Origin of the sequence: Bradyrhizobium sp. 197 (assembly GCF_023073375.1) — a bacterium.
Lineage (GTDB): Bacteria > Pseudomonadota > Alphaproteobacteria > Rhizobiales > Xanthobacteraceae > Bradyrhizobium.
Genome location: NZ_JADPJJ010000077.1, coordinates 96,016 through 109,059, shown reverse-complemented (window position 1 = coordinate 109,059; position 13,044 = coordinate 96,016). Strand labels below are relative to the sequence as shown.

Annotated in this window: 10 protein-coding genes; 3 read left to right on the top strand and 7 right to left on the bottom strand. The window is 65.2% G+C overall.

Annotated elements, in window-relative coordinates; genetic code table 11:
- The first annotated feature begins 342 nt into the window (after positions 1 to 342).
- From IVB27_RS18495 to IVB27_RS18485, 3 genes are all read left to right on the top strand, one after another.
- Positions 343 to 1,407, top strand: a complete 1,065-nt coding sequence (locus tag IVB27_RS18495) for a ketopantoate reductase family protein (RefSeq protein WP_247344714.1) — start codon at positions 343 to 345, stop codon at positions 1,405 to 1,407.
- A 209-nt stretch (positions 1,408 to 1,616) separates the two neighbouring features.
- Complete coding sequence (locus tag IVB27_RS18490; RefSeq protein ID WP_247444774.1) at positions 1,617 to 2,435, top strand: YkgJ family cysteine cluster protein; 819 nt, start codon at positions 1,617 to 1,619, stop codon at positions 2,433 to 2,435.
- 103 nt (positions 2,436 to 2,538) lie between these two features.
- Positions 2,539 to 4,050 (top strand): helicase HerA domain-containing protein, encoded by a 1,512-nt coding sequence (locus IVB27_RS18485; protein ID WP_247444773.1) that lies wholly within the window; start codon positions 2,539 to 2,541, stop codon positions 4,048 to 4,050.
- A 158-nt stretch (positions 4,051 to 4,208) separates the two neighbouring features.
- On the opposite strand, the gene IVB27_RS18480 is transcribed toward IVB27_RS18485, so the two are convergent.
- The 7 genes from IVB27_RS18480 to IVB27_RS18450 form a co-directional block, all read right to left on the bottom strand.
- Complete coding sequence (locus IVB27_RS18480) at positions 4,209 to 6,521, bottom strand: TonB-dependent receptor (RefSeq protein ID WP_247444772.1); 2,313 nt, start codon at positions 6,519 to 6,521, stop codon at positions 4,209 to 4,211.
- Complete coding sequence (locus tag IVB27_RS18475; protein WP_247444811.1) at positions 6,502 to 7,548, bottom strand: HoxN/HupN/NixA family nickel/cobalt transporter; 1,047 nt, start codon at positions 7,546 to 7,548, stop codon at positions 6,502 to 6,504. The genes IVB27_RS18480 and IVB27_RS18475 overlap by 20 nt, the downstream gene beginning before the upstream one ends.
- 276 nt (positions 7,549 to 7,824) lie before the next feature.
- On the bottom strand, positions 7,825 to 8,565 hold the full coding sequence (locus tag IVB27_RS18470; protein ID WP_247444771.1) for an ABC transporter ATP-binding protein: 741 nt from the start codon (positions 8,563 to 8,565) through the stop codon (positions 7,825 to 7,827).
- Positions 8,562 to 9,404 (bottom strand): ABC transporter ATP-binding protein, encoded by an 843-nt coding sequence (locus tag IVB27_RS18465; protein ID WP_247348401.1) that lies wholly within the window; start codon positions 9,402 to 9,404, stop codon positions 8,562 to 8,564. Before IVB27_RS18465 ends, IVB27_RS18470 begins: the two co-directional genes overlap by 4 nt.
- Positions 9,404 to 11,227 (bottom strand): ABC transporter permease, encoded by a 1,824-nt coding sequence (locus tag IVB27_RS18460; RefSeq protein ID WP_247444770.1) that lies wholly within the window; start codon positions 11,225 to 11,227, stop codon positions 9,404 to 9,406. Before IVB27_RS18460 ends, IVB27_RS18465 begins: the two co-directional genes overlap by 1 nt.
- A gap of 13 nt (positions 11,228 to 11,240) precedes the next feature.
- Positions 11,241 to 12,398, bottom strand: coding sequence for an ABC transporter substrate-binding protein (locus tag IVB27_RS18455; RefSeq protein ID WP_247444769.1), 1,158 nt, complete (start codon positions 12,396 to 12,398; stop codon positions 11,241 to 11,243).
- Between the two features lie 53 nt (positions 12,399 to 12,451).
- Complete coding sequence (locus IVB27_RS18450; RefSeq protein ID WP_247444768.1) at positions 12,452 to 13,033, bottom strand: alkylhydroperoxidase domain protein; 582 nt, start codon at positions 13,031 to 13,033, stop codon at positions 12,452 to 12,454.
- Positions 13,034 to 13,044: the final 11 nt, after the last annotated feature.

Genomic DNA, 13,044 nt, shown 5'->3' with positions numbered 1-13,044 from the left:
AAGCCTCGGGCTCACGGAGAGCAATCCGCCCTGCCCGCACTTTCGCGCCCGACGCTGTCGCGTCCACCGCAAGCCCGGCTCGCGAAACGTGACGACACAAGATCGCCCCTCTTGGTCGAGCCGGGATGCGCGACACATACGGCATTTCCGAATTTCGGTAAAGCGGAATATTTTCATTCGGCCGGATTGACAAAGGCGCGACACAACAAGACCACAGTAGCCCGCCCCTTGTATGCATTATACCAGTTGCCATCCCCGGGCACTTTGCCTTACATGCCGGCAACTCGCCCGCGGATGACGGCCGGGGCTCAAAAATCACACACATTGTCGAAGGGACGAGGCATGGCGCGTAACATCCTGATTCTCGGGGCTTCCTACGGCTCCTTGCTGGGCACGAAGCTGCTGATGGCGGGGCACAACGTGACCCTGGTCTGTCGCGCCAAGACCGCGGAGCTGATCAACCGCGAGGGCACCGAGGTCCGCATCAAGTTACGTGACGAGGCTGTTCACCGCGCCATCTTCTCGCGCGACCTCCCCGGCAAGCTCGACGCCGTGACGCCGGCCAATGTGGACTTGTCCCGTTACGACATGGTCGGCCTTGCGATGCAGGAGCCGCAATACACCAACCACACGGTGCGCGTCCTCATGGTCAGGATCGCCGCGGCGAAGCTGCCGTGCCTGTCGATCATGAACATGCCGCCGCTGCCCTATCTCAAGCGGATCCCCTCGCTCGCAGACATGGATCTCGAGGAGGCCTACACCAATGCGCAGGTGTGGGAGCGCTTCGAGCCGGGGCTGGTGACGCTGTGCTCGCCCGACCCGCAGGCCTTCCGTCCGCCGGAAGAGGCTGCGAACGTGCTTCACGTCGGCCTGCCCACGAACTTCAAGGCATCGGCCTTCGCCGACGACAAGCACAACAAGGTGCTGCGCGAGCTCGAAGCCGACATCGACGCGGTGACCCTCGACGGCCACGACGTGCCGGTGAAGCTGAAGGTGTTCGACTCGCTGTTCGTGCCGCTGGCGAAATGGTCGATGCTGCTGACCGGCAACTACCGCTGCATCACGCCGCACGAGCCGCAGTCGATCCGCGACGCCGTACACGGCGATCTCGCGCGCTCGCAGACGATCTACGATCACGTCGACGGAATCGCCCGCCGTCTCGGCGCCGATCCGCAGGACCAGGTGCCGTTCGCAAAATACGCCAAAGCCGCCGAAAGCCTGCTCAAGCCGTCATCGGCTGCGCGCGCGGTGGCGAGCGGCGCGCCGTTCATCGAGCGCGTCGACCTCCTAGTGAAGCTGATATCGCATCAGCTCGGCGTGCCCAATGCAGAGATCGACCGCACCGTCGAGACCGTGGACCTCAAGCTGAACGAGAAGATCGTGCAGGGCGGATCGGGCGCACAGTGACGACATTCGGCGGCCAGGTGGGCCAGCGCCGCAAGTGCCCGGAACCAGCCTTCCGGGCGATTTGGCTCAAAACGAACCATCCTGCGCGACCTCCGTTTGCGCAAATCCCGCATCCATGCGACTGCTAGCCGTCACGCTGGGGGCCAATTCCCAGTAGGTTCTGGGCCCACGCGATAGCCGGATAGAAGCCGACCAACAAGCAGAACACGATGGATCAGACGGAGTTACAGGTCGCTCGCGCGGTGGAGGCCGGCGCGACGACGATGAAGGGTATCGTTGACGCGACTGGATTGTCTCGCCTCAAGGTCGAGCGCGCGCTGAGCACGCTGGAGAAGCAAAAGTTCCTCATCCGCGACGGCCAGGGTTTTCGGCCCGCCAACCGGCGAGCACCACCGTCGCTGTCTCGACAATGCGGAACGTGCAACGCCTGCTGCGACATCCTCGAAGTGACCGCTGTCGACAAGCCGGTAAACCAATTGTGCAAGCATTGGCAGAACGGCACGGGATGCACCATCTACGACCGCCGTCCGCAGATGTGCCGCTCATTCGTCTGCGCCTGGCTGCAAGGCCATCTCGACGACGACTGGATTCCCGAGAAGGCCGGACTCATCGTCCATTTCAGCCAGGATGCGGTCAATGTCACGGTCGACGATCATTGCCCCGATCGCTGGCGGGAGGAGCCTTATTTCAGCAAGCTCAGCGAATGGTCGCTGAACGGGATCAAGCGGATCGGAAACCGCGGCTATGCGACCCTCGTCGTCTCCGGCGAGAACCGGTTCATGCTGCTCGGACGCACCATCGTTCCCGAACCGACCCTGTTTGGCACCGCGTTTCTGCCGCTGACGCCGGACACGTTCCGATTCTGGCGGGCGACATCGCCGGAGCACTTGCAGCGGCTACACGAGCGCATCGCCGAGATTGAGCGGATCAGGCAGGAATTCGGCTCCTGCGCCATCCCCGAGAACGAAGACGACGATCCGCAAGCCCCCTATCGGCCCGCACTTCTACGGCAATCGAATCACGTCTGAACTCCGCCGTGGGCAACAACGCATGATTCTCGCCGTGGCGCTCGACGCGCCGCGACCGGGTTGATAAGCCCCTGTCCGCGAATGATGGGGACTTGAGTCGGGCATGACGGTTGCGATCGAGATGGGGCAGACCACGGCAGGCGCCGCGGCGGCCATGGACCTCGAGGAACTGCTGGCGACCCGTCTCCTGGTGCAGGGCAATTCGGGCTCCGGCAAATCACATCTGCTGCGGCGGCTGCTGGAGCAAAGCGCGCCCTGGGTGCAGCAAGCCATCATCGATCCCGAAGGCGATTTCGTCACGCTGGCCGAGCATTTCGGCCATCTCGTGATCGAGGCCGAGGATCACACCGAGCGCGGCCTTCAGGTTGCCGGCGAGCGCGCGCGGCTGCATCGCGTCTCCACCGTGCTCAATCTCGAAGGGCTGGATGCCGAGAACCAGATGCGGCGCGCCGCCGCCTTCCTCGGCGGGCTGTTCGACGTGGACCGGGACCATTGGTATCCGATGCTGGTGGTCGTCGACGAGGCGCAGCTGTTTGCGCCTGCGGTGGCGGGCGAAGTCTCGGACGAAGCGCGAAAATTGTCGCTCGGTGCGATGATCAATCTGATGTGCCGCGGCCGCAAGCGTGGGCTGGCCGGCATCATCGCAACCCAGCGGCTGGCAAAGCTCGCCAAGAACGTCGCGGCGGAAGCATCCAACTTCCTGATGGGCCGCACCTTCCTCGACATCGACATGGCGCGCGCCGCCGATCTGCTCGGCATGGAGCGGCGGCAGGCCGAATCCTTCCGCGATCTCGAGCGCGGACAGTTCATGGCGCTCGGCCCGGCCCTGTCGCGCCGGCCGCTGCGTTTGAATATCGGCGCGACCGAAACCCAGCCGCGCAATTCCACGCCGCGGCTGATGCCGATGCCTGAAACCACACTCGAAAATATGCGCGCCGTGATCCTGGCCGCGCCGCCGCCCGATGCCAGCCGGCCGCAGCGCCGGCCCGCGCCTGATCTGCTCGAACAGCTCCGCGCCGCGAAGGCTGCGGCACCGGAGATTCGCCCCGAAATGATCGAGGTGCCGGTCAGTGCCGAGGAGCTCGCCGAGCGGCGCCAGCGCGTCGACCGCACCTTGCGCGCCGTGCTCGCCGCGCCCGATGCCGGTTTCCGCGCGGTCGGCGTGCTCTATCAGGAGTTCGTCGTCCGCTGCCGCATCGAGGGGCTCGGCGCGGCCGTGCCTGACCTCCACGAATTCCGCCGCATGCTGACGCATGCGCGCGCCGGGCTCGGCACCGATCTCGCTGGCGACGATGCCTGGCAGGATGTCACGCTGCGCGCTTCGATCCTGCCCGACGACATGCAGGGCGTGTTCATGATGATCGCGCGCGCAGCGAAAGAAGGCTGGCCGTGCCCGGGTGACGCCGCCATTGCCCGCGCCTATGGCTCGCATTCATTGCGCCGGGCGCAGCGCCTGCTCGGCTACATGGAGGAGCAGGGCCTGATCGTCTGCCAGCTCGATGGGGCCGGCCGCAGGTTCGTGACGCTGGTGGAACTGGCCTGGGCCACCGCGCCTGGCGATCCCAATGCCGACGATCTGCCGGCGGAGCCGGCGCAGAACGCGGCTTCGGCTTGATTGCAAGCCACGAAAATGGTGCGCTCCCTCTCCCGCTTGCGGGAGAGGGTTGGGGAGAGGGTATCTCCACAATGAGCGCTCCCGCCGTGGAGAGAGCCCTCACCCGCGCCTTCGGCGCGACCTCTCCCGCAAGCGGGAGAGGTTACTGACCCGCGGCACTAGAACGCTCCCGCCACAGTCAGGCGGAACGTCAGCGGCTCGACGGGGTGCAGCACGTAATCCATCACACCGTTCTGGCAGACCGCCGCCGGCGCGACGCCGCCGGTGCAGAGATTGTACAGCGTGTCGGCCTTGAGCAGCGAACCATAGGCATAAGTGATCTGGTTCGCCTGCGTGTTGAAGAGATTGAGCACGTCGAGCTGAAGGCGCCAGCCATTGTCGATGCGATAGCCGAGGCGTCCGTTGAAGATGCTGGTCGCGGCCGAGCGAAACGCATTGTCTTCCGTCAGCGGGCTCGACGCCAGATAGCGCCAGCGCAAGGACCCGAACCAGCCCGTCTTCTCGCCGAGCGTGATGCCGGCCGAGGCCACCATCGCCGGCGCATTCGGAATGTAATTGCCGGGCGCGTTGCCGAACTGCGCCTCGGGATAGCCGGCGAGGGAGGCGTAGACCTCCGCCTGCTCGCTGTCAGTGCCGCGAAAGCGCGCATGCGTCATCGCGACGTCGGCATCGATGTCGATCCACGATCGCGCGCGATAATGATTGGTCCACTCAAAGCCGTAGCGGCGGCTGGCGCGGGTCGCCGAGGTATCGCCGGCATCGCCGGAAAACAAAATCTCGGAATCCTGATCGAGGATGAAGATGCTGAGCGACGCGTCGAGGCCGGGAACGATTTTGCTGCGAACACCAATTTCCGCGCCACGCGTGCGGACCAGCAGCGGCGACGGCGTGAGCCTTGTGGCAGGATCACTCGGGTCTTCGGTCGTGGTCGCGCCGCGAGCGTCGTTGGAATGCATGCCGTAGCCGGCGCCGAGGAAGAATTCGGTCTGGTTGAACGGACCAAGCACCATCCTGAATTTCGGGCTGCCGAGCGTGGCATCGGCGCGGCCGGAATTGTTTGAGTTGAACAGGGATGTGACATCCGCGGCGTAGTAATCGCCGCGCAAACCGACAGTGGTCCGGAGCCAGTCGGTCCAGCGCACGGTGTTTTCGGCGAAGAGACCGACACTGCCCTCGCCGACATTGTCACTGCGGACGTTGGAGACGAAGCCGCGCCGAAAATTGTTGGTCAGCGCCAGATCGATCGCATCATAGCGGGATTGCAGGCCGATGGTGGTCTGCATCGGCAGCCCAGCGAACGAACCGTCCAGAGTGCGCGAGATGTTGGCGCCGGCCATCAGGCGGTCGTCGTGCTGGTGGAACTGGTCGCCCAGCACGGGATTGCTCAGAAAGTAGGTGAAGTTGTTGAAGAGGTCGAGCTGGCTCTTCACGACATAGGCGTTGGCTTTCCACGACCCCACATCGTCACTCTGCGCCACGCGGGCCGAGAGCGCGAAGCGATTGGTGTTGCCGCCGTCGCTTGGATCCTCCGAGCCGAACCGGTCGAGCAGGCCGGTCGCGATCGCGCGCTGCGGCACCTGGTCGGTCGAATTCCATTTGTTCGCATAGGCCATGCCGGTGACGGACACGCCCTCGGTCGCGGTGCCCTGGCTGTAACGCACGAGGCCGTTGAGCTTGCGGACATTGTCCGGATTGTCCCACGGGCCGTTATAGGTGCCGAGTTCGCCCGCGACGAGCAGCGAACCGTCACCGACCTTCGCTGAGTCCATGCCGAGCAGGCGGCGATAGCCGAAGCTGCCGGCGGTCACCTGCGCAAGACCCTTGGTGCGGTCGATCAGGCCGATGTGAACGCTGCCGACCGAGGCGAAATCGCCCTCGTCGGCGAAGTACGGCCCCTTGCGTACGTCGATCGCGGCAATGGATTCCGGGATCAGCCAGTTCAGGTCCGCATAGCCCTGGCCATGCGCGTGCGTACGCATGTTGACGGGGATGCCATCCACCGTGATGGCGAGATCGGTGCCGTGGTCGAGATTATAGCCGCGCAGAAAATACTGGTTGGCTTTGCCCTCGCCGGAATGCTGGGTCACGATCAGCCCCGGCACGGCTTCGAGCGCTTCGCCCGGCCGTGCGAAAGGGCGTGCGTTGATCTCCTCGCCGGAGACGGTGATCTCGCTTGCCATGCCGGGCGGGCCCTTGACGCCTGAGGCGACGCTGCGCGCGTTCGGTGCTTGTGTTGCTGTCGGATCGACAACGATGCGGTCGTTCGAGCGGACCGGTTTGCCGGCTCGTCGCGCTAAGGCGGGTTTCTTGTGAGGTCTCGTTTCGCCGCCGCTGACCTGGACCGGCGGCAGTTCGCGCGAGGTGCCCGCGTTCTGCGCGAAAGCGTCGCCGCCATCCGCGAGCAGCACCAAGGCCGAAAATGCCGTCAGCGCGCCGTAGCATCGGCCGGGCTCAGACCGCCTCGGTGGCATCGGCGCGTTGCAGCACTTTTGGCGCGGTGGCGCAGCCGAGCGCAAACATCCGCCGATATAGCACGACCGAGACGAGCCAGGCGATCGCGAACAGCGCGATCACGGCGAAGCCGACATTTGCGAGCGAGTCGTTGAGTGCGTCGACCAGCGCCCAAACGCCGCCAGAGAGACCAAGGCGATCCGCGATCAGCCCGAGCGCCTCGATGCCGCCGATCAACAGCGCCACCGCCACGGAGGCGCCGGTGATCGTGAGATTGTACCAGAGCTTTCGCAGGGGATCGACGAAGGCCCAGCGATAGGCGCTCACCATCAGCGCGGAGTCGGCGGTGTCGACCAGCGCCATGCCCGACGCGAACAGCGCGGGGAAGACGAGAACATCGACGGGCGACGCGCCGCGCGCGGCTTCGCCGGCGGAGATGCTGAGCAGGCCGATTTCGGTTGCGGTGTCGAAGCCGAGCCCGAACAAAAAGCCGAGCGGGTACATGTGCCAGGGCTTTGTCACCAGGCGAAACATCGGGCCGAGCAGCCGCGCCAGAAGGCCGCGATTGACAAGCAGGGCATCGAGGCCCTCGGCGTCGTGAATGCCCTGCTCCCGCGCTTCGCGAAACTTCCGCCACAGGCCTGCGAAGATGACGAGATTGATGGCCGCGATCAGCAGCAAAAACAACGCGGAGACCGACGTGCCGATGAAGCCGCCGATCTCCCTGAGCGGGCTGTCGCCGCCAAGGCTCCCGACACCAAGACTCACGACGCCGAGCGCGAGCAGCATGGTCGCGACCACCACGATTGTGGAATGGCCGAGCGCGAAATAGAGACCGGCCGATCGCGGCGCGCCGCCGGCCTGCATCAGCTTGCGCACGACATTGTCGATGGCGGCGATGTGGTCGGCATCGACGGCGTGGCGCAGGCCGAACACCCATGCCAGCAGCGCGGTCGCCATCACCGTCGGCCGGTCGCCGAACGCCGCGAAAGCCCAGACCCACGCCGCGACATTGGCGGCGATCAACCCGCCGAACAGCAGCACCATTCCGGGCTCGACCGCCCGCAAAGACCATCTCGTCACGACAATCAATCCGTCCGCTGCACGCCCATCGCATGAGCGGTATGATCTTTTCATAAGATGGTCATACTGACCAGTGCAATTCAGGGGAGCCGCTTTGCAGGAATGCTTGTGGCCTTCCTTCGAGACGCCCGCTGCGCGGGCTCCTCAGGATGAGGTCTTGTTTCGCTGCGAGATGCCAGACCCTCATGGTGAGGAGCCCGCCAACGGCGGGCGTCTCGAACCATGCAGGCCGAGATGGCGCTAGGCAGCCTCGGAGCCGCCGAGATAGGCGTCGCGGATGCGGGGGTCGTCCTTCAGCGCACGGGCCGAGCCGGACAGCACGATCTTGCCGGTCTGGAGCACATAGGCCTCGTGCGCGATCTCGAGCGCGAGGCTGGCATTCTGCTCGACCATGAAGACCGACACGCCCTCCTGATTGATGGTGCGGATCAGCTCCAGCACGCGGTCGACGTAAAGCGGCGACAGGCCCATGGTGGGCTCGTCCATCACGATCATCCTGGGACGGCTCATCAGCGCGCGCGCCATCGCGACCATCTGCTGCTCGCCGCCAGAGAGCGAGCCGGCGCGCTGCGACAGCCGCTGCCCGAGCTTCGGGAACAGGGTGAGCATCTTGTCGAGATCCTGCGCGATCGCATCGCGGTCGTTGCGCACGAAGGCGCCCATCAGGATGTTTTCGCGCACGCTCATGTCCGCGAACAGCCGGCGCGCTTCCGGCACCGAGGCGATGCCGCGGCGGACGATCTGCGGCGTGGTCAGTCCCAGCAGCGAGGCGCCGTCGAAAATCACGTCACCGGAACGCGGCTTCACCAGGCCGAGGATGATCTTCATCGTCGTGGATTTGCCGCTGGCGTTGCCGCCGAGCAGGCAGACGATGTGGCCGCGCGGAACACTGATCGACAGGTCGAAATGCACCTGGGCCAGGCCGTAGAAGCTATTGACGTTGGTCAGCGCGAGCAGCGCATCGGGAGGCGAGTTCGTCATGCCGCGCTCTCCTGCTCCGTCGTCAGGCCGTGGCCGAGATAGGCCTCGATCACCTTGGGATCTTTGCGCACCTGCTCGCCCGGCCCTTCCGCGATCTTCTTGCCTTCGTCCATGACGATGACGCGGTCGGAGAGGCGCATCACCATTTCCAGCTTGTGTTCGATCAGGAGGATGGTCAGGCCCTCGCCTTTGAGTTCGGCAACGAGGCCCTGCATCTCCGCGGTCTCGGTCGGGTTCATGCCGGCGGTCGGCTCATCCAGCAGCAGCAGGCGCGGCTTCAGCGCGAGCGCACGGGCGATCTCGACGCGGCGGCGGTTGGCGTAGGAGAGGCTGTAGGCCGGCTGGTCGATCCGCGGCAGCAGGCGCTCGCCGAAGCGCGCGAGAATGGCTTTCACCTCCTCGCGCAGCCGCTCTTCCTCGGCCTTGACGCTGGCCGGCCGCAGCAATGCCAATCCCAACTCCAGCAGCGGGCCGATCAGCGGCACGGCGGGCTTGACCGCACGCAGCCGCGTGTGGGCGCCGATCAACACGTTGTCCATGACGCTGAGATTGCCGAAGACGCGGCCGAGCTGGAACGTGCGCGCGATACCTTCGGCGGCCAGCCGCTCCGGCGAGAGACCCGTGATGTCCTGACCTTCGAAGTGAACTGTCCCGGCGTCCGGCCGATCGAGCCCGGTCACGAGATTGAACAATGTCGTCTTGCCGGCACCGTTCGGGCCGATGATGCTGATCAGCTCGCCCTTGGCGAGGTCGAGATCGACGGCATCGACGGCGGTCAGGCCGCCGAAGCGCCGCGTCAGCCCGCGCAGGGACAGCATGGTCGTGTGCTGCTCCGCCATCACATCGTCCCCAACAGGCCCTGCGGCCTGAACCGCACGAGCAGCAGCAGCACGATGCCGTAGATCAGGATGCGATACTCCGCCGCGATCCGGAACAGTTCGGGCAGCCCGACCAGCGCGACCGCACCGACGATGGCGCCGACGACATTGCCGAGCCCGCCAAGGATCACCACGGTCAGCGCCAGAATGGATTGCTGCGTGTTGAAGGTCTCGTGGTTGATGTAGGAATAGAGATGCGCGGCGATGCCGCCGCTGACGCCGGCGGCGAAGCCGCCGAAGATGAAGGCGAGCGATTTGTAGCGGTTCAGGCTGAGGCCATAGGCGCGCGCGGCGATGTCGTCGTCGCGGATGGCGCGAAAACTGCGGCCGAGGTGCGAACCGAGCAGGCGTCCCTGCAGGAGCGCCAGTACGACCATCACGATAAAGCTGAACCAATAGATCGAAACTGGGCTGACCAACTCATAGCCGAACAGCGACAGCGGCGGGATGCCGGAGATGCCGATCGGACCGCGCGTGACGCTTTCCCAGTTCAGGATCACCAGCGACACGATCTCGCCGATGGCGAGTGTCGCGATCGACACGTAATGCCCGCGCAGGCGGAACGACGGCGAGATCAGGGCGGTGCCGAGAGCGGCGCTCATCAGGCCGCCGCCGATGATGGCGAGACCGACCGGGACGGCGAAATTGAGCGACAGCAGCGCAGAGGTGTAGGCGCCTATCGCCAGCAGCGCAGCATGTCCGAGCGAGACCTGGCCGATCGTGCCCGCCACCAGGGTGAGGCTCAGCGCGAGCATGCCGAGCAGCCAGGCGTTGATCAGGGTCTGGAGCACGTAGAAGGACACCGGGAAGAACGGCAAGACCGCGAAGATACCGGTAGCGATCAGCAGCGCCCAGCGCGGAATGCGCACCGGGCGGCTCGGCGCAATAAAAGTGCCGGTGAGCGGCTCGGGCGGCGCCTGCCGTGCGCTCGCGAACAGGCCGTTCGGGCGCAGCACGAGCACCACGACCAGCAGCAGGAAGGCGAAGAGATTGCGATAGCTGGTGCCGAACACGGCGACACCGTAGCTCTCGACCAGTCCGAGCAACAGGCTGCCGATCACCGCACCGGGCACATTGCCGGCGCCGCCGACGACTTCGGCAACGACCCCCTTGAGCGTGGCCTGCAGGCTCATCGCGGTGTCGATCTGGTTGTAGTACATGCCAACCAGCAAGCCGGAGACGCCGCCGAGCGCAGCCGCAATACCGAACACGGCCTGATTGACGCGGTTGACGTCGACGCCCATCTGCATCGCGGCGTCGCGATCCTGGGCGGTGGCGCGGATGGCCCAGCCGAGCTTGCTGTAGCGCAGGAACACGAACAGCAGCAGCGCGCTGGTGATGCCGACACCAGCGATGAGCAGATCAAGCGGGCCGATCGTGCCGCCGCCGATCTGGAAGCGAACATCCGGCAACTGGCTCGGCAGCGCGCGCGGATTGGGCGAGAAGGTCAGCATCACGAGCTGGTCGAGCACGAAGCTGATGCCGATCGTCGCCAGCAGCGGCGCGATGCGCACGGAGTTCTGCAGCGGACGCAGGCCGAACCGTTCGATGATCAAGCCGACCAGCGCCGCCGCCACCGCGACCACGATGATGGTGAGCGGCAGCGGCGTATGCAGTTGCACCACCGCGATCCAGCCGATATAGGCGCCGACGAGGTAGATCGAGCCTTGCGCAAAGTTGATCAGCCGGCTGACGCCGAAGATCAGCGCGAGCCCGACCGCAACGAGGGCGTAGACGTTACCGACGATCAGCCCGTTGATCGTGTAGTCGAGCCAGGAAGACACGCAGGAGATCCCCTCAGGTCGGCTTGCCGTCCCAGAGCGCGAACTGGCCCTTGCGCACGACGAGCTCGGCATTCATGGCGCCCTTGACGCGGCGGCTCTCGACGTCGAACGTCGCCTTCCCGAAGATCACGCTCGATACGTCCTTCACTTTCGCAAAGGCATCGCGGATGGCGCGCCGGTCGGCGTCGCCGATCTTGACGACGGCGGCCGCCATGTTCATCGCGTCATAGGCGTAGGCGTTGAACGCGTCGGGCTCCAGCCCGTTGTACTTCTTCTTGAAGCCCGTAATGAATTTCTGCACCTCGGGGCGCGGGTCTTCCGGAAAATAGCGCGTCCCGACATGGACGTCCTCGACCGCCTCGCCGCCGAGCTCCAGGAATTTTGGCGAGTAGACCGAGCTCGCGGCGCAGATCACCTGCTTGAGCCCGACCTGGCGCGCCTGGCGCGCGATCAGCGCACCGTCGGAGTAATAGGAGATCAGGATCAGTCCATCGGGATTGGCGTCACGGACGCGCACCAGCGTGGAGCGGAAGTCGCGCTCCTCCGCGATGTAGCCTTCGGTGATGGCGATTTCGGCGCCGTGCTCCTTCGCGGCCTTGACGAAATAGTCGCGGCTGGTGCGGCCCCAATCGGTGTTGAGGTGCAGCACCGCGAGCTTCTTCAGACCGAGACGTTTCACGGCATAGGCCGCCAGCAGCGGCTGCTCGTCGGCCTGGCTGACCGAGGTGCTCCACATGAAGTCACCGCCCTTGGTGAAATCGGGATGCGAGTTGGTGAAGCCGAACTGCACCAGCCCGCCGCGCTGATAGATCGGCGAGGCTGCCATCGAGGCGGGACTGGAGAAGTCGCCGAGCTCCATGACGATCCTGGGATCGGAGACGAATTTCTGGGCGATCGCCACCGACTGGCGCGGGTCGCTCTGGCTGTCTTCGAAACTGTAGGCGAGCTTGCGGCCGTTGATGTTGCCGGCTGACTGGATCTCGTCGAGCGCGAGATCAAAGCCCTGCTTCCACTGCGTGCCATATTGCGCGTTCGGCCCGGTCAGCGGACCGCTGACGCCGAGCAGGATCGGCTCGGACGATTGCGCGAAGGCGGCGCGCGAGAAGGCTGCTCCCGCCATCATGGCGGCAAGCGAGCCCCTGACCAGGGTACGACGATCGATGTTGCTCATGCACGGCTCCGTCCACTTAATGTTGAAACAAGCAGCAATTTCGGTGAGATTGGCTATTTCGAGGGCTCGCCGAGCGACAGCATCAGCCGGTTGGCCCAGAAGAACGACGCGCCGTTGATGACGTCGACGATCTCCGCATCGTCGAGACCCGCACGGCGCAGCTCCTCGACATTGTCAGGGCCGAACGCAATCGGCGTCGCAGCCAGCGCCACCGAGGCCTTGACGACCGCATTCCATCGCTCGCCGAGATCGGCGCCAACGCCTTCGTCGAGCAGGCGCTGCAAATCGTCGCGGCGTTTGGAATAGGTGCTGGCGAAACGCGCATGCACGGAGGCGCAGTAGATGCAGCCGTTGTAGCGGGAAGTCGCAGCCGCCGCGAGCTCGCGCTCAGCGCGCGGCAGACCGTCGGCGACGTTGTAGAAGATGTCCTTGTCGGTCTTGGTGCGGGCTTCCAGCACCTCGGGATCGCGCACCAGCAGGCGGAAATACTCAGACTTGGAACGGGAGCGATCGACCAGGCCGGCGAAGTGCCGCTCGGTCAGCTCGGCTTCGGGCAGCGGATCGATCCACGACACCCAGCCCAGTTCATCCTGGGTGAAGACGACGGGCGGATTGACATTGTTTGCAGCGCTCATGATGCAGCCTC